This window comes from Streptacidiphilus sp. PAMC 29251, assembly GCF_054208735.2.
Map to the genome: position 1 here is coordinate 1,118,627 of NZ_CM135725.2, position 14,880 is coordinate 1,133,506.

Sequence of the window (14,880 nt, forward strand, 5' to 3'; positions counted from 1 at the left end):
CGCGATATCGGCACACTCGAATCAACGACCGGTGCCCCACCAGGACACCGGTCGCATCATCACTTCATCCGATTCAGGCATGTGCGAAGGACAGGGCTAGTGAGGCAGCGGGTCTGCTGGGGACGTTCTGTTCATCCTGCTGGCCAGTGGCGTTCGACTTCAGACTGCCACCAGAACCCTTGTGACCGCTCTTGACCTGCGCTAACGTGACGCCTTCGCGACACCCATTTCCTCAGAACATCGCCGGTGCAAGGTTCGCTGAAAAACCGTCGGCGGACACGGTGGACACCCAGGCGATCGGCCTGGGTACGACCACCGCGGTCAGCAGACGGTAGAAGGCGTGCTGATCCATGGATTGTGGGTCGAAGTCGATGCGCATGACGATCAGTATGCCGCCAGTGCACCGCGCACCCTAGCAGCAGGTCAACGGCATGACCAAGCTGTGAAGTACGGCAGAAAGTGTCCGTTCCCATCTGGAACCGAGACGCTGGAGCTGAGCTGCGATGACCGCAAACGTGGACCATCCGCTGGAAAGCCCCGTTGAACGCCTTCGCGATCGCCTTCGAAGGCCGCATGCCCACCGACATCAAGTAACCATCCGTCTGGGTAGATCAGCCGTTTTCTTGGCTCTGGCCCGTAATCGGTGGTGACGATTAGTGACAGCGTGCCAAGATTGGGCATGATTGACGTCAACTCGCTTGTGGCAATGGTCTTTTCCGGGTTGTCTGCGCTGGTCGTGGAGGATGTGGCGGACGAAGTCGAGGTGATCCGGGTCGTGGCGCGGACGCGGGGCGGTCCGGTGCCGTGTCCGGCCTGCGGGACGTTGACCTCGAAGGTGCACGGCTTCCACGGCCGGACCCTGATGGACGTGCCGGTGGACGGGCGGCGGGTTGTCGTCTCGGTGCGGCTGCGGCGTCTGGTCTGTCCGGTTCTGGGATGCCCGCGGCAGACATTCCGCGAGCAGGTGCCCGGCCTCGTGGAGCGCTACCAGCGCCGCACCCACCGCCTTGACAGACAACTCGGCTCTGTGGTCAAGGAGTTAGCGGGCCGGGCGGGTTCCCGCCTCTCCCGCTCCCTGGCCTTCGCCGTCTCCCGTTCGACGGCCCTGCGCAAGCTCATGCGCCTGCCGATCGCTCCACTGCGCGTGCCGCGGGTGATCGGCATCGACGACTTCGCACTCAAACGCCGCCACCGCTACGCGACGATCACTCCGCCGTGGGTTCCGGCGAACTGAGGGGTTCTCAGCGGGAACCCGAGGGTCTGTTGGTGTGCTGGTCGTTGGTGGACCCGTGGGTTCGGGAGGAAGCTGAGGAGTCGGTTTCCGCGGAGGACTCCAGGATCTGGCGGGCTGCGGTGGCATAGCGGATCGCGGTCATCTCGGCGATGCCGAAGACCTCGGCGAGGTGGAGCGGGTCGGGGCCGTGGGTCAGGGCTTCTTCGAGTTGGCGGTCGATGCGGAGTCGTTCAAGGGTGGCGACCTGGTGGCGGAGGGGGTTGGTGAGCCAGAGCCGGCCGACCGGCTCGGTCCCCAGGGCGGTTCGCCGGTTGATCAGCAGGTGGGGGTTGGCGGTGTTCGGCCATCGCTGTCGGCGGCAGTCGAGCCAGTCGGTGATTGCTTGGCGCGTGGGATCGTCCAGGGGGCGGGCGCGTCCGGCGAGGACGAGTGTGCGCTGGCCGAGGTCGATGTCCTCGAGGCGGAGTTCGGCGATGGTCTTGGACCGGGCGGCGTGGATGGCGGCCAGCAGGATCACGACCCTGGCGGTGGGGGTGGTCGCGGCGGCTACCGCCTGATGGATCTGGCCGGCCTCGAGGGGGAGGATCACTGCGTAACTGCGGCGTCCACGGCGGATCCGGACGGTGGGATCGCGGAAGATGGTCCCGGTCGCTTTGCAGTGCCGGAACAGCGACCGCAGCGAACTGAGTGTGTGGTGGAGTTCGCTGCCCTGGCGCGCTTCGGCGACGGCTCGCAGCTCTTCGCGGGTGACTTCCCGCAGGTGGTCGTGGTCATTCGACCATGCCAGGAGCACGGGTGCGACGCTGCTGAGGTAGTGCCAGACGGTGCTCTGGCCCCGCGGTCTGCTGCGCGGTCCGCCGTCGAGAAGGGTGCGTGCCCAGTCCTCGGCATCGTGGCGGATCCCGGGGGCGACGCCCTGGAGTTTGCGGTCCAGCCATCGGGCGACGGTGGGCTTGTCGTCCTGGAACAGGCCGAGCCGGTTCAGGACTTCGATGGTGCGTCCGGTATTCAGTCCGCGTTCCCGCAGGGCCGGGAGCAACTCGCAGTAGCGCACGGTGTCTCCGGCGGTGAAGCCCGACAGGGCGATGACCAGTGCGCGGTCCACGTCGCGGGCGGTCCAGTGCGTCCAGCCCCGGGCCTCGCCGAACTCCCTCGCGAAATGGCGTGCCTTGACGAGCCAGGGGTTGTCCAGGTCCTGGTCACGGCGTCGATCGAAGCGTCGGTAGTCCCGGGGCGCGTCGAGCAACGACATCTGGATCCATGGGGACGGTGAGCGTGCGGGTTCCGGTGCGTGCCGCGCGGGACGGCGGCCCGCCCTGCCCAGCAGGGGGCCGGGCTGGCGGATGCGATGCATCCTGGCCAGGAACAGCTGCTGGTGCTGGAGCTGTGCGAGGTAGGGCGCGAGAACGACGACATCTCCGTTGGTCCTGGCCTCCAGGCTCGCCTGCAGCCAGCACAGCCGGCAGTAGCCCTTCTTGGTGGGCACCGACCGGTGGCAGGCCGAGCACTGGCCCACCTCGTGGAGGCCGGCGAAGGTGAAGCAGGCCCGGCAGGAGTATCCGGGCAACTGCCCCCAGGAGAAGCAGGCCTTGCAGGAGGACGCCGGTTTGTCCGTTCGCGGTGGTGTCATCGTCTTGTTGCCCGTCACATCGGAGGAAGAGAGCGGCCGTCACGACGCCGGGGCACCACGCTCGGCGCCGTCCCGCCGGAAGCCACCGCCGCCTGCTGCCCGTCGCCGTGTCCTGGCCGGGACACCTTCTCGGGCTCGGGGACCAGGAGGTCGGTGATCTCGCAGCCTAGGACCACACAGATGACGTCGATATCGTCGAGCTTGAGGGAGACCGGCTGACCGGACCACAGACCCGACATCTTCCCCGCTGAGATCACCAGGCCGTGCTCGGCCAGGCTCCGCTGCAGGTCGGAAGCCTTCCAGACGCCATGGTTCGCCGCCGTCAGCCGCAGGTTCCACTTCATCGGACCAGACTTCCCAGCCGCCGTGCGGCCCGTTCGTTGCCGGCCATCCAGGCGTCCTCGACCCGGGTGCGGTGCACGTGGACGTAGCGCATCGTCGTGGCGATCCACGAATGCCCCAGTACTTCCTGGATCGAGATCAGGTCCAGGCCGTTGAGATACAACTCGGACGCGCAGAAGTGCCGCAGCACATGTGGCGTCAACTTGTCTGTCCAGGCGGGAAGATGGGCTGCCGCCGCGTCGGCGAGCCCGGACCTCAGGGCGTCGTCGCCGACCCGTCGCGGTGAGCCGTCCACGCTCTTGCGTTCGGAGGGGAAGAGCGGGACTCCGGGCCGGGTGTGGTCACCCCGAACTGGGCCCATACGTCCTGGATGAACCACTGCAGGGTCCGCCCGGCGTCGTTGATCAACGGCACCATGCGCTCACGCGGGCCCGAACCCCGCGAGCCCTTGCCATAGCGGACGTGTAGTTTCCCGAACCGGCCCAGGTCCCACTTGATGTCACCCAGATCCAGACGGCAGGCTTCGTTGACCCGCAGCCCGACCTCGGCCATAAGCCTGGCAGCCGCGTAGTTCCGGGCCGTCGGGCCGAACTTGCGGCACGTCGCCAACTCCCCGCCCCAGCCCGTGAATAGCGCGGCGACCTCGGCGGTGTTCGGTGGGATCCGGAGCTGGGCGTCCTTGCTCCCGCGAGGCCGGTTCATCTCATCGATCGGGCACTCCAGGACCCGGCCGGTCATCTGGTGGATCTCGATCTTGTGCCGCAGTTCTAGGAACGCGAAGTACGTGGTCAGAGCCTGGGACCGCGCCAGGCGGGTGCCGCTGGGCGACCCTCGCAGGACCTGGCCGAAGTAGGAGTCCGCATGCTTCGGCTCCATGTCCCACAACGGCTGCCCGAACCAGGTCCGCATTTGCTCCAGATTCCCGACGTCGCCGCGGATGGTGCTGTCCGCCAGGCCCGCCGACGCCCGCGCGAGCACGAAGCCGGCCAGCACGTCCGTCTCGAATCGCTCCAGTTCACCCGCCGAGACAGGTGCCCGGAACTCGCGCAGATCCCTCACGACCGCCAGCGAAGCCAACCCGAGCCTCCTCGCCTTCGACCAGACCGCAGATCGGTCAGACAAGATGAGAACGCTTCAGGAATCCCGAAGTTACGTCACCGTCCAGCAAGCCACCCGAAGGAGGAAGAACGCCCTGACCACAGGGGCAATCACCCACCCGACCGCAGGGGAGCTCACGGGATGTGCCACATCATCGACGCCGAGACCGGCGAGCGCATCGATGTCCTGCCCGACCGCAGTGCGGACACGCTGGCGAAGTGGCTGCGCGAGCACCCCGGAGCCGCGTATGTGTGCCGCGACGGATCCGGCTCCTACGGGGAGGCAATCCGCCGATCCCTGCCGGAAGCAGTGCAGGTCAGTGACCGATGGCATCTATGGCACGTGCGCCGTGAGGCGCTGATTGATCGAGTGGAGGTGGGAGACCTTCGCCGCTGTCCTGTCGCAGCAGGGCGGTGAAGCTGGGGGCAGCCTGACCCGGGAGGTGCCGGGGAGGGTGGCAAGCGGCCCTGACGAAGCCGGGACGTGTCAGCACTGCCAGATGGTGCGGGTCCGGCGAGCGAGACGGAGAGGTATACGAGAGGAACCGGTGTTCGAAGCCTCCTAAGGTGACATCAGCTCGAACCTGGCGGATCTGGGCTGGTTGCGGTGCGTGCTCGCCGGTGCCAAGGCGGGCAACTTCCCGGCGGTTTCTGCCAGAGCGCCGGGGAGGCCACGGTGAAGTGCTGCGGGGTAGCCGTGGCGATGCCGCGGGGGTATAGCCGGGTGCCTACTCCGACGATCGATCAATCAGTGAACACGGGAACCTCCCCGGCTCTGCCCGGGTTCCGCGCGGCCAGCGCGGGAACCGGGCTGGGTCCACCGTCGGCCGACCGGGCCGGGGAGGGGCGGAGCCGCCGTAGTACTCCGAGCCGGGGAGAGCCCGGCGCATGGGGAAGGGCGGCAGCGAGATTGCAAGGGAGGAACTGCAATGTCCGAAGACACCGGGGTGGATGCCCTGGTCGCGTGGCCCTCGGTGCTGGTTGCCGAGGCGCGGGTACGGAAGATGCAGACCAAGCTGCACCGTTGGGCGGTAGCCGATCACGGCTTCCGGTTCGACGATGTGTTCAACTTCGTCTGTGACCCGGCCGTCCTGGTGATGGCGTTTGAGCGGGTCGCGGGCAACACCGGAGCCCGGACAGCAGGCGTGGACGGCGTTCGCGCCGCCGACGTCCTGGCGTCCGGAGTGACAGCGCACCTGAACCACATCCGCGACCAGCTCCGGGCCGGGGCCTTCCAGCCCCTGCCGGTGCGCGAACGGATGATCCCCAAGGCGGGCGGGAAACTGCGCCGGCTGGGGATCCCGACCGTTGCGGACCGGGTGGTGCAGGCTGCGTTGAAGCTGGTCCTGGAGCCCGTGTTCGAGGCGGATTTTCGTCCGTACTCCTACGGGTTCCGGCCCAACCGGCGTGCACACGACGCGATCGCCGAGATCCACCTGTTCGGCTCTCAGGGATACCGCTGGGTGCTGGACGCGGACATCGAGGCGTGCTTCGACCGCATCGACCACACGGCCCTGATGGGCCGTGTCCGGGCGCGGGTGAAGGACAAGCGGGTGCTCGCGCTGGTGAAGGCGTTCCTCAAAGCCGGGATCATGACCGAGCTCGGCGAGCGGAACGAGACCGATTCGGGAACCCCGCAAGGCGGGATCCTCTCGCCGCTGCTGGCCAACATCGCACTGTCCGTGCTCGACGACTTTGCCGCCGAGCAGTGGACCAGCATGATGGGCAGTCGGCGCGATCGCGAGCGGCAACGGCGGCGGGGCCTGCCGACCTGGCGACTGGTCCGCTATGCGGACGACTTCGTCGTCATGGTCCACGGCACCCGCGAGCACGCCGAGGCGCTTCGCGAGCATGTGAGCGAGGTCCTGGCCCCGATGGGCCTGGTGCTGTCAGAGGCCAAGACCCAGGTGGTGCACCTTGCGGACGGGTTCGACTTCCTCGGCTTCCGAATCGTCTGGATGCGGAAACGCGGAACGGACAAGTGGCACGTCTACACGTTCATCGCCGACAAACCGGTCGCGTCGCTGAAACGGAAGATCAAGGCACTGACCCAGAAGTTGTCGCATCTCGATTACAAGATCACGCTGATCCGGATCAACCAGATCCTGCGCGGCTGGGCCAACTACTTCAGGCACGCGGTCGCCAAGCACACCCTGCAGACCCTGCACACCTTCGTCTGGTGGCGCATCGTCCGCTGGGTGATGCACCGGCACCGCATGACGTGGACGGCCATCCGGCGATGGCTCCGCGGCCCCAACGGGCGGTGGAAGCCCATCGAAATGGACGGGATCCAACTGTTCGACCTCGGCAGAGTACCGATCACTCGGTATCGCTACCGAGGCACGAACGGCATCCCCAGCCCTTGGCCGGACGCTCTGGGCAGCCCGTTTCCAACGGATGATCTCGTGGAGAGCCCGGTGCGGTGAGAGCCGCACGCCGGGTTCGGAGGGCGGGTCGGGGAAACCCACCGGGAGTAATCCCGGCAGGGCGCCCCGGCCCGACCCATCAACCTGTGTGGCAGAGCCCTGTCCGAGGTCCGCGCCCACGCCGCGTGCTGGGCGACCGCGAATCCGGCCCGCCCCGCCGGGGTCCGCGAGCAGACCACCCTCCAGCGCTGGCGGCACGTCCACGACCTGCTCGGCAAAGGCGTCGGCCTGCTCGAATGCGCCCGCCGCCTGGACGTGGCACTGAACACCGTCAAGCGGTACGCCCGCATGACGGAGCCCGCCCCCCAGCGCCGGGTGCCGCAGTACCGGACCACGCTGGTCGACCCCTACCGCGACCACCTGCGCGAACGCCGCGCCACCGACCCAGCCGTCCCCGCCACGCAACTCCTGCGCGAGATCAAGGAAATGGGCTACACCGGCAGCGCGAACCTGCTGGTGCGGTACCTCACCCAGGGCCGCGCCGAGGGCGACCGGCCCACCATCACCCCCAACCGCCTGGCCCGACTCCTCCTGACCCGCCCCGACAACCTGCGCGACAAGGACACCGAACTACTGCGAAACCTCACCACGTCCTGCCCAGAGATGACCGAACTCACCCGACTTGCAGGCGAGTTCGCCCAACTCCTGACACCCATAGAGGGAAACGACGCGAAACTCACCACCTGGATCAGCCAGGTCCGCGCCGCTGACCTGCCCCACCTGCATTCCTTCGCCAACGGCCTCGAACTCGACCGAGCCGCCGTCGACGCCGGCCTCACTCTCCCGTACCACAACGGCCGCACCGAGGGCGTCAACACCAGCACCAAGAAGATCATGAGGCAGATGCACGGCCGCGCCGCCTTCCCCCTCCTCCGCCAACGGATCCTGCTCCAGTCATAGCCACGGAGGGCCACCACCGATTACGGGCCAGAGCCGTTTTCTTGACACACCCGCACCCGGCTGACGCCGTCGCAGCACGTCACCAACTGGGTTTGACAACTTCATTGGGAATCAGTAGTACATGCCAAGCTCAGCCGGAGTTGACAAAAGGTCAATGGTCTGCGCGACAATTTCAATTTCGGCCGGTCCGACCACCTGAACATGAACCAAATCCGGCAGGCTTTCAGTTTCCGCAGATGAAAAGCCAACGAAAGCTGGCCAACTTTTTTGACCTCCCGCGATATGGCTAATTCTTACGCCATCCACAAGCGAACCGCTCGCCAGCGACAATTCTTCGGCCACCGCGTAACGGACACCACCAAGCCAAAGTACAGTAAACGATCGATCATCAGACGATGAGAAGTACAACTCGAACGACTCCGAACCTCCAACCGAAGTGCGCGAGTAGTGGTCCAGGTACAGCGCTTGCTTAGCCCCCATGATTGACCGGATAGTTCCAATCTTTCGTTCAAACACAGGATGGCATCCCTTCGATTTTCTCCGAGTTCTAGGGCAGCAAATTAATCGCAGGTCTCGCCCTCATTCGAGAGGTACTCGTTAGTGTCGTCGTGGTGCTGACCTGCCGCAGATGTACCGTCAGGATTCCAACGGACAGGACGATTCCTAATATTATCTCCAGGATCGAACGGGGTCGTGCGCGTCACACGCCCATTTTCCGACTTAATAGTAAGAGTTCCACTCCCGTTTCTAAATGTGACGTAACTTCCCGAGTCGCTCACCCATGAAAATCCATTATCGGCGAGCACGCCTACGGCATCAGAGTATGACATCCCGTCCAGACTGGGGAGAGCAGGAAACGGAGGCGGGTTCGGCGTTCCCGTGCTGTTATGAACGAGGATCGGCGTGGAGCCAGCAAGGACATAATACGTGTGGAGCTGCTGCACAGTCAGGTTGTAGCGGTTGGCCGCGCCTGGTGTGGCCTTGATCGTGAGCACGGTGGGGTGCTGGCCTTGGGTACTGGCAAGGGCGTCGCCTGGCTCGAGGTTGCCCGCCGCGACCCAGCTCTGTGTGGTGTCGTCCCAGAAGGGGTGGTTAGCGGTGGTGTGGATGATCGACGTGCGCCCGGAGCCGGTGGTGACAGTGACGTCAAGGAGGTCATTGTCGTGGTTGATCCAGACATGTTGGACCGTTCGTCCACCCTCGTCCTTGCCAGTGTTGGGGTCCGCTGCCTCGACCTGGTCACCGACCTTCAGGTCGCCAATAGGCTTTGCCTTTCCATTGGCTAGGAGGACCGGTGTGGTCGGAGCAAAACTGCACGCACCGGCCGCCCCTTCGCCGTCAACTCCTGCAGCTGCGAGGAGGGCTGGCAGGTCCTGGCACAGGGAGGTGAGGGCGCAGGGATTGTCGGGTATCCCGTGTACGTCCTTGTAGTTGTGGTAGAAGCGGTCGATGAGGTCGCAGTCGACGTCGCTGCCGGCGCATTTTGCCCAGAAGAACAGTTCGACGTTGTAGGAGTAGGACAGGTCGGGGTAGTAGTCGCCTTCCTGCTTCATCATGTTCACGGTTGGGAAGGGGTGGCTAGGATTCCACTTCTTCAGGATCGTGAGCGGTGGCAGGTCCCTGACCGGGGGGCCGGATTGGACTCCGCTGCTGGTCGAGCTGGCACATCCGTCGCAGTAGTGGTGTCCGGTTTCGGTGAGGTCTCCGCCGCAGGAGCCTGATGTGGAGGCACTGCAGCCGACGTCCATGCTGGCGCCGTGGTCCCCATTGCCGCATCCGTCGCAGAACAGGCCGTTGGGGTCGCTGCCGCTGACGGGGTCGTTGCCGGCGTAGGCGTAGCCTCCCAACTGGTTGGCGTCAGTGGCTTCGAAGACGGGGTCGATGCTGATGAAGCGCCCGTTTTGGGGGTCGTATTCGCGGGCGCCGAGGTTTTCCAGCGCCGTGGTGGGATCGGGGGTGCCTCCGACGTAGCCGTTGTCGCCGGGCCAGGTGGTGGGGAGGGTGCCGCGGGTCTGTCCGAAGGGGGTGTACTGGCGCCGGGTGGTCGAGTCCGCCTACTACGCGCTTCGGCACACGTTGCAGGACGGATTCGTACTGCGATCACAGGACCGACCAGGCCTGGAGCAGGAAATTTGGGGCCAGTTGATCGTCTATCAGCTCCTGCGAACAGCGATGGTGGATGCCGTGGAGTCCCGCCCGGGCCTCGATCCTGATCGAGCCAGCTTCACCGTTGCTCTGGAAAGCGCGCGGGACCATGTCGTCCTCGCCCACACACACGCCAGCCGAGCCAGATACGAGGAACTGGACGGTCCGATCGCCAGTGCGGTGCTGAACGGACTACTTCCACGAAGACGACTGCGCACCAGTGTCCGCTCGGTCAAAGCCGGTCGAACCCGGTATCCCACCCAACCGGCGGCAACCCGTCCGCGCCAGAGCCGGACCATCAACCGCCTGACCGTGGCGGAACGTGTCAAGTCAAATGAGACGTTCGTACGGTTATGCGCTCTGTTGTGCTGATTCGGGTTCTCTGCGTTTGGCGGGGTCGTTGATCCACGCCTGATCGGGGATCTTGGGCGGGCGGGGGCGGCGGGCGAAGCGTTCGGGGTGGCGGGCGTATGCCTCGTTGAGCGTGACGGCGCGCTGGTCCTGGACTTGGCCGGCGGTGCCGAAGTGCACGGACGCAGGCGTGTGCAGCCCGATGCCCGAATGGCGATGCTCATGGTTGTAATAGGCAATGAATGAGTCGAACCACTCGCGTGCGTGGTTCAGGGAGTCGAACCGCGCCGGGTAGTCGGCCATGTACTTCGTGGTTTTGAACTGGCTTTCGCTGTACGGGTTGTCATTCGAGACCTTGGGGCGCGAGTGCGAGCGCGTCACGCCCAGATCGATGAGCAACTGCGAGACTTTCTTGCTGGTCATCGAGGTGCCGCGGTCCGCGTGCAGGTGCTCGGGGGCGATGCCGTTGCGTTCGACGGTCTCGCTGATCAACTCCTCGGCGCGCTCGGCCGATTCGGCCATCTCCACGGTGTAGCCGACGACGTAGCGGCTGAAGATGTCGATGATGACGTAGGCGTGGTACCAGATGCCCTTGTCTGGTCCGGCCAGTTTGGTGATGTCCCAACTGAAGACCTGCGAGGGGGCGGTGGCCACGAGTTCGGGGATGGACTTGGCGGCGTGGGTGGCCTGGCGGCGGCGCTCGCCGGTCTGGCCCTGGGCCTCCAGGATCCGGTACATCGTGCGCACTGAGCAGTAGTAGCGGCCCTCGTCCAGTTCGCGCGCCCAGATCTGGGCAGGTGCCAGTTCGGCATAGGCCGGGCTGTTCATCAGTGCCAGGATCCGCGCGCGCTCCGCCGGAGCCAGAGCTGAGGGCGGCGAGGGGCGCGGAGCGCGCTCGCGCGGCGGGGGCGGGTTGAGCCGACGGTAGTGCGTGGCCCGTGAGCGACCGGTCAGCCGGCAGGCCGCAGTGGTGTTCAACTCCCGCTCCAGCGACTGGAAGAGCTCGTCGGCGACCTGCTCGGCCTCGGCTTTCAGCCCGCACTCTTGGAGAGCAGTTCCAAGAGTGCGGAAGCTTTTCCCAGCAGCTCCAGGGCGGCGTCCTTCTGCGCCAGCTCCCGTTCCACGACGGCCAGCCTCTTGCGCAGCCGCTCGGCCTCGGCTGCTTCGGCGGGCCTCTTGGGGCGTGCGGGCGAGGTCCGCCGGTCGGCGAGCGTGGCCATCGCTCCGGCGTCTCGCGCGGCCCGCCACTCGATGATGTGCGAGTGGTACAACCGCTCGCGGCGCAGGACCGCGCCCTTCTCCCCGCTGGGGGCGGCATCGTACTCAGCGACGATCCGCAGCTTGTATTCCGCCGTGAACGTGCGCCGCTTCGGCCGCGGGGCCGGGTCGGGCTCGGGGGCTGTGCGTGAGGTGGTGGTATTGGAAGCCATGCCGGGAATCTCCTGTCTCGCCCATCCAGACTAACCCGGACGAACCGGACGTCTCAGTCGAGACTGTCAGAGAGGGTGGCACTTCGCCCGGCTCCCACGACGGCGCCCCCGGCCATCGACCGGCAAGCTGACCAGCGCAAAGCCGCCACCGGCATCAGAGCCATGGGAGCAGGCAACCGAAACCGGGTCTTCCACCTCATGGCTGCCAACCCCGAGCGTGCCTGGCGCCCCCGAGAGGTAGCCATCGCACTGGACATCCACAATCTGGCCAGATTCGCGACGCAGATGACCCAATGGGCCGCCGAAGGGATCCTGAAGAAGATCGCCTACGGCACCTACACACTCGCCGATTCGTGGAAGCAGACGAGTTGACGGATGCGGGTGGGGCGTAACTCCGTGGCCTTGGGCGTGAACGATGTGCTGATGCTGGTCTGCGACGGGCTCAAGGGACTGCCTGACGCGGTGGAGGTGGTCTGGCCTCGAACGGTTGTCCAGACGTGCATCGTTCACCTGCTGAGGAACAGCTTCCGCTACGCGTCGCGGGCGGACTGGGACAAGATGGCCAAGGCCCTGCGGCCGGTCTACACCGCGCCCAGCGAGGCTGCGGCCACCGAGCGGTTCCTGGAGTTCAGCGAGGTCTGGGGCGCCAAGTATCCGGCCGTGATCAAGCTGTGGTCCGATGCCTGGGCCGAGTTCGTGCCCTTCCTGGCCTTCGACGTGGAGATCCGCAAGGTCATCTGCTCGACGAACGCCATCGAGTCGGTCAACGCCCGGATCCGCAGGGCCGTAAGGGCCCGGGGACACTTCCCGAACCCGCAGGCCGCCCTCAAGTGCGTCTACATGGCGCTGATGTTACTCGACCCGACCGGCAACGGCCGCAAGCGCTGGACCATCCGCTGGAAAGCCCCGTTGAACGCCTTCGCGATCGCCTTCGAAGGCCGCATGCCCACCGACATCAAGTAACCATCCGTCTGGGTAGATCAGCCGTTTTCTTGACACACCCCGTCGAGATCGCCGTCGCCGAGTATGTGGACTGGTTCAACCAGCGAAGGCTGCACGGCGAGCTCGGCCACATCACCCCCACAGAGCACGAAGCCGCCCACTACGCGACCGAACCCCCTGCGTCACTCCAGAAAACCAGCTAACTCACTCTCCACGAAACCCGGGGCTTGACAGTCGCCTGCTCGACCCGCCGCTCCTGATGGCCCGGCTCGAGGCCGGAAGAACCGCTCTCGGCGCCGAGCCACCGCCGGCCCAGGAGCCAGTCAGTTGTGCGGGATGACGGCGACCGGGCAGTGGGCGTGGTGCAGCACCCGCTGGACGACGTGGCCCACCGGCATGGCGAAGGGGTGTTTGCGGCGCTGGGCGCCGATCACGATCAGACCGGCCGTGGCGGAGGCGTCGACCAGGGCCGTCTCCGGTTCGTCCAAGGTCACCACCTGGACCACCTCGACGCCGGGAAAGGCCTTATGACTGCGGGCCAGCACCTCGGTCAGTTCCATGCCCTCGGCGCGATCGCGCTGGGCCCGGTCCTGTGGTGGGACGACGATGAAGCCGGGATAGGACTGCGGGTACATCCAGGTGCGGATCACCCGGAGCGGCACACCCCTGCGCTGTGCCTCCGCGAAGGCGAACTCGATCGGCGCGTCCACCTCACCGGGTGCGGCTCCCAGCACCACGGGGCCGCTGTGCGGGGTTTCCGCTGCCCGCACCACCACGACGGGAGCCGGCGCGTGGGCGACCAGGCTCTGGCTCACCGAACCCAGCATGGTGGCAGCGAAGCGGTTGTGCCCCCGGGTGCCGACGACCAGCAGGGAATTCTCCCCGGCCTTGCGGAGCAGCCCCTGGACCGGCTCCTCCGTCAGGACCGCGGAGTCCGCCTGAAGGCCGCTGTGCTGTTCGAGGACATGATCGCGAGCCTTCCGCACCAAGGCCTCGGCGCCTTCGAAGACGCTCTCGGCGATGTCGCCGCGGTCCCCCTCCGGTACCTGATAGGGCGACAGACTCCAGGAGTGGACGATGTGCAGGGGCACCGATCGGCGCTCGGCCTCGGCAGCGGCCCAGTCCAGCGCCTCCTGTGCGGGTTCCGAGGCGTCGATGCCGACGACGACGCCCTCCAGTGCCGCATGGCCCGCCGCAGTCTCGCGGGGCGATGGATCGATCATGGCTCACTCCTTCAGTCCGGGAACACCGAGGCCAGCATCGAACACACAGCCCCGCCCCGGGCAGGGCCCAATCGGCCCTGGTTACGGGACCACCGGCCTTCGTGGTGCGATGTCGAGCCATCGGTCACAGGCGGTCGGCGACGTACTGAGTGAGGTCGATCAGGCGGTTGCTGTAGCCCCACTCGTTGTCGTACCAACCGAACACCTTGACCAGGTCGCCGTGTGCCTGGGTCAAGGCGCTGTCCAGGATGCAGGAGGCGGGGTCGCCGATCACGTCGCGGGACACGATCGGGGCGGTGGTGACGCGCAGGATCCCGTTCAGCGGGCCGGCCGCGGCGTCGGCGAAGGCGGCGTTGACCTCGTCGGCGGAGACCTCTCGGCCCAGGACCACGGTCAGGTCCGTCAGCGAGCCGTCCTCGACCGGGACCCGGAGGGCGATGCCGTCCAGGAGCCCGTCCAGGGCGGGCAGCACCAGGCCGACCGCGCGGGCGGCGCCGGTGCTGGTGGGAATGATGCTGACGGCTGCCGACCGGCCGCGCCGCAGGTCCTTGTGCGGGCCGTCCAGCAGGGCCTGGTCGTTGGTGTAGCCGTGCACGGTGGTGAGGAGTCCCTTGACGATGCCGAAGTTCTCGTGGAGGACCTTGACCATGGGCGCCACGCAGTTGGTGGTGCACGAGGCGCAGGAGATGATCTGCTCCAGTTCGGGGTCGTAGTCGGTCTCGTTGACGCCCATGACGATGGTGGCGTCCGCGTTCTTGCCCGGAGACGAGAGCAGAACCTTGCGGGCACCGGTTTTGAGGTGCAGGGCTGCCTCGTCGCGGGTGCGGAAGTGGCCGGTGGACTCGATGACGATGTCCACCCGGTGCTCCGCCCAGGCGAGGGCGGCGGGGTCGCGTTCGGCGGTGACGGCGATGCGGTGGCCGTCGACGGTCAGCGAGTCGGCGTCGTGGCGGACGGTGCGGTGCAGGCGGCCGTAGGTGGAGTCGTACTCGAGCAGGTGGGCCAGGGTGGCCGTGGGGGCGATGTCGTTGACGGCCACCACCTCCAGGTCGGTGCCGCCCTGGTCGATGCGCTCCAGGACGCCGCGCAGGTAGTTGCGCCCGATCCGGCCGAATCCGTTGATGCCGATGCGCACGGTCATGTCCGTTTCCTCTCCAGGT

General features: G+C 66.5%; 14 protein-coding genes and 6 pseudogenes. 8 read left to right on the plus strand and 12 right to left on the minus strand.

The annotated features are described in order from the left end of the window. Positions 1-235: 235 nt before the first annotated feature. Positions 236-379 (minus strand): annotated as a pseudogene (locus ACXKR8_RS05230) (flavin reductase family protein); the annotation flags it as partial. A gap of 300 nt (positions 380-679) precedes the next feature. Here ACXKR8_RS05230 and ACXKR8_RS05235 point away from each other — a divergent pair. Next, positions 680-1,207, plus strand: a pseudogene (locus ACXKR8_RS05235) (transposase family protein); the annotation flags it as partial. A 34-nt stretch (positions 1,208-1,241) separates the two neighbouring features. Here the strand turns inward: ACXKR8_RS05235 and ACXKR8_RS05240 are convergent. Genes ACXKR8_RS05240 through ACXKR8_RS05255 form a run of 4 tightly spaced genes read right to left on the minus strand, consistent with a single transcriptional unit; the run spans position 1,242 to position 4,283 of the window. Beyond that, a complete protein-coding gene (locus tag ACXKR8_RS05240; RefSeq protein WP_458271119.1) occupies positions 1,242-2,864 on the minus strand; it encodes a hypothetical protein in 1,623 nt (540 codons plus the stop codon). A gap of 14 nt (positions 2,865-2,878) precedes the next feature. Beyond that, positions 2,879-3,208 (minus strand): helix-turn-helix domain-containing protein, encoded by a 330-nt coding sequence (locus tag ACXKR8_RS05245; RefSeq protein WP_458271118.1) that lies wholly within the window; start codon positions 3,206-3,208, stop codon positions 2,879-2,881. Further along, entirely contained in the window at positions 3,205-3,408 is a 204-nt protein-coding gene (locus ACXKR8_RS05250; protein ID WP_462100338.1) for a tyrosine-type recombinase/integrase, read from the minus strand. The genes ACXKR8_RS05245 and ACXKR8_RS05250 overlap by 4 nt, the downstream gene beginning before the upstream one ends. Before the next feature lie 53 nt (positions 3,409-3,461). Then, positions 3,462-4,283, minus strand: a complete 822-nt coding sequence (locus tag ACXKR8_RS05255; RefSeq protein WP_462100339.1) for a site-specific integrase — start codon at positions 4,281-4,283, stop codon at positions 3,462-3,464. A 171-nt stretch (positions 4,284-4,454) separates the two neighbouring features. Here ACXKR8_RS05255 and ACXKR8_RS05260 point away from each other — a divergent pair. From ACXKR8_RS05260 to ACXKR8_RS05270, 3 genes and pseudogenes are all read left to right on the plus strand, one after another. Further along, positions 4,455-4,676: pseudogene (locus ACXKR8_RS05260) on the plus strand (transposase); the annotation flags it as partial. A gap of 556 nt (positions 4,677-5,232) precedes the next feature. Continuing rightward, a complete protein-coding gene (ltrA, locus tag ACXKR8_RS05265) occupies positions 5,233-6,729 on the plus strand; it encodes a group II intron reverse transcriptase/maturase (RefSeq protein ID WP_458271087.1) in 1,497 nt (498 codons plus the stop codon). 81 nt (positions 6,730-6,810) lie between these two features. Next, positions 6,811-7,629, plus strand: a pseudogene (locus tag ACXKR8_RS05270) (transposase); the annotation flags it as partial. Between the two features lie 111 nt (positions 7,630-7,740). Here ACXKR8_RS05270 and ACXKR8_RS05275 read toward each other — a convergent pair. From ACXKR8_RS05275 to ACXKR8_RS05285, 3 genes and pseudogenes are all read right to left on the minus strand, one after another. Then, entirely contained in the window at positions 7,741-8,145 is a 405-nt protein-coding gene (locus tag ACXKR8_RS05275) for a hypothetical protein (protein WP_458271718.1), read from the minus strand. Positions 8,146-8,189: 44 nt separating this feature from the next. Further along, positions 8,190-9,377: a polymorphic toxin-type HINT domain-containing protein gene (locus ACXKR8_RS05280; protein WP_458274905.1), complete on the minus strand. Its 1,188-nt coding sequence runs from the start codon at positions 9,375-9,377 to the stop codon at positions 8,190-8,192. Positions 9,378-9,428: 51 nt separating this feature from the next. Then, positions 9,429-9,647, minus strand: a pseudogene (locus ACXKR8_RS05285) (RHS repeat-associated core domain-containing protein); the annotation flags it as partial. Positions 9,648-9,669: 22 nt separating this feature from the next. Between ACXKR8_RS05285 and ACXKR8_RS05290 the strand changes: the two are divergent. Beyond that, on the plus strand, positions 9,670-10,146 hold the full coding sequence (locus ACXKR8_RS05290) for a hypothetical protein (RefSeq protein WP_462100340.1): 477 nt from the start codon (positions 9,670-9,672) through the stop codon (positions 10,144-10,146). On the opposite strand, the gene ACXKR8_RS05295 is transcribed toward ACXKR8_RS05290, so the two are convergent. Next, the gene (locus ACXKR8_RS05295; RefSeq protein ID WP_458274906.1) at positions 10,126-11,160 is read right to left on the minus strand and encodes an IS3 family transposase; all 1,035 of its coding nucleotides are present in this window, start codon (positions 11,158-11,160) and stop codon (positions 10,126-10,128) included. The two genes, ACXKR8_RS05290 and ACXKR8_RS05295, sit on opposite strands and share 21 nt — an antisense overlap. After that, on the minus strand, positions 11,157-11,555 hold the full coding sequence (locus tag ACXKR8_RS05300) for a transposase (RefSeq protein ID WP_458266979.1): 399 nt from the start codon (positions 11,553-11,555) through the stop codon (positions 11,157-11,159). The genes ACXKR8_RS05295 and ACXKR8_RS05300 overlap by 4 nt, the downstream gene beginning before the upstream one ends. A gap of 75 nt (positions 11,556-11,630) precedes the next feature. Here ACXKR8_RS05300 and ACXKR8_RS05305 point away from each other — a divergent pair, with 75 nt between their 5' ends. The 3 genes and pseudogenes from ACXKR8_RS05305 (at position 11,631) to ACXKR8_RS05315 (ending at position 12,700) form a co-directional block, all read left to right on the plus strand. Beyond that, on the plus strand, positions 11,631-11,927 hold the full coding sequence (locus ACXKR8_RS05305; RefSeq protein WP_458271720.1) for a hypothetical protein: 297 nt from the start codon (positions 11,631-11,633) through the stop codon (positions 11,925-11,927). Between the two features lie 33 nt (positions 11,928-11,960). Next, a pseudogene (locus ACXKR8_RS05310) lies at positions 11,961-12,518 on the plus strand (IS256 family transposase); the annotation flags it as partial. A gap of 29 nt (positions 12,519-12,547) precedes the next feature. Continuing rightward, positions 12,548-12,700, plus strand: a complete 153-nt coding sequence (locus tag ACXKR8_RS05315; protein ID WP_458271721.1) for an IS3 family transposase — start codon at positions 12,548-12,550, stop codon at positions 12,698-12,700. Positions 12,701-12,820: 120 nt separating this feature from the next. On the opposite strand, the gene ACXKR8_RS05320 is transcribed toward ACXKR8_RS05315, so the two are convergent. Both ACXKR8_RS05320 and gap read right to left on the minus strand, forming a co-directional pair. After that, positions 12,821-13,720 (minus strand): universal stress protein, encoded by a 900-nt coding sequence (locus ACXKR8_RS05320; protein ID WP_458271722.1) that lies wholly within the window; start codon positions 13,718-13,720, stop codon positions 12,821-12,823. A 124-nt stretch (positions 13,721-13,844) separates the two neighbouring features. Further along, positions 13,845-14,861: a type I glyceraldehyde-3-phosphate dehydrogenase gene (gene gap / locus ACXKR8_RS05325; protein WP_458271723.1), complete on the minus strand. Its 1,017-nt coding sequence runs from the start codon at positions 14,859-14,861 to the stop codon at positions 13,845-13,847. Positions 14,862-14,880: the final 19 nt, after the last annotated feature.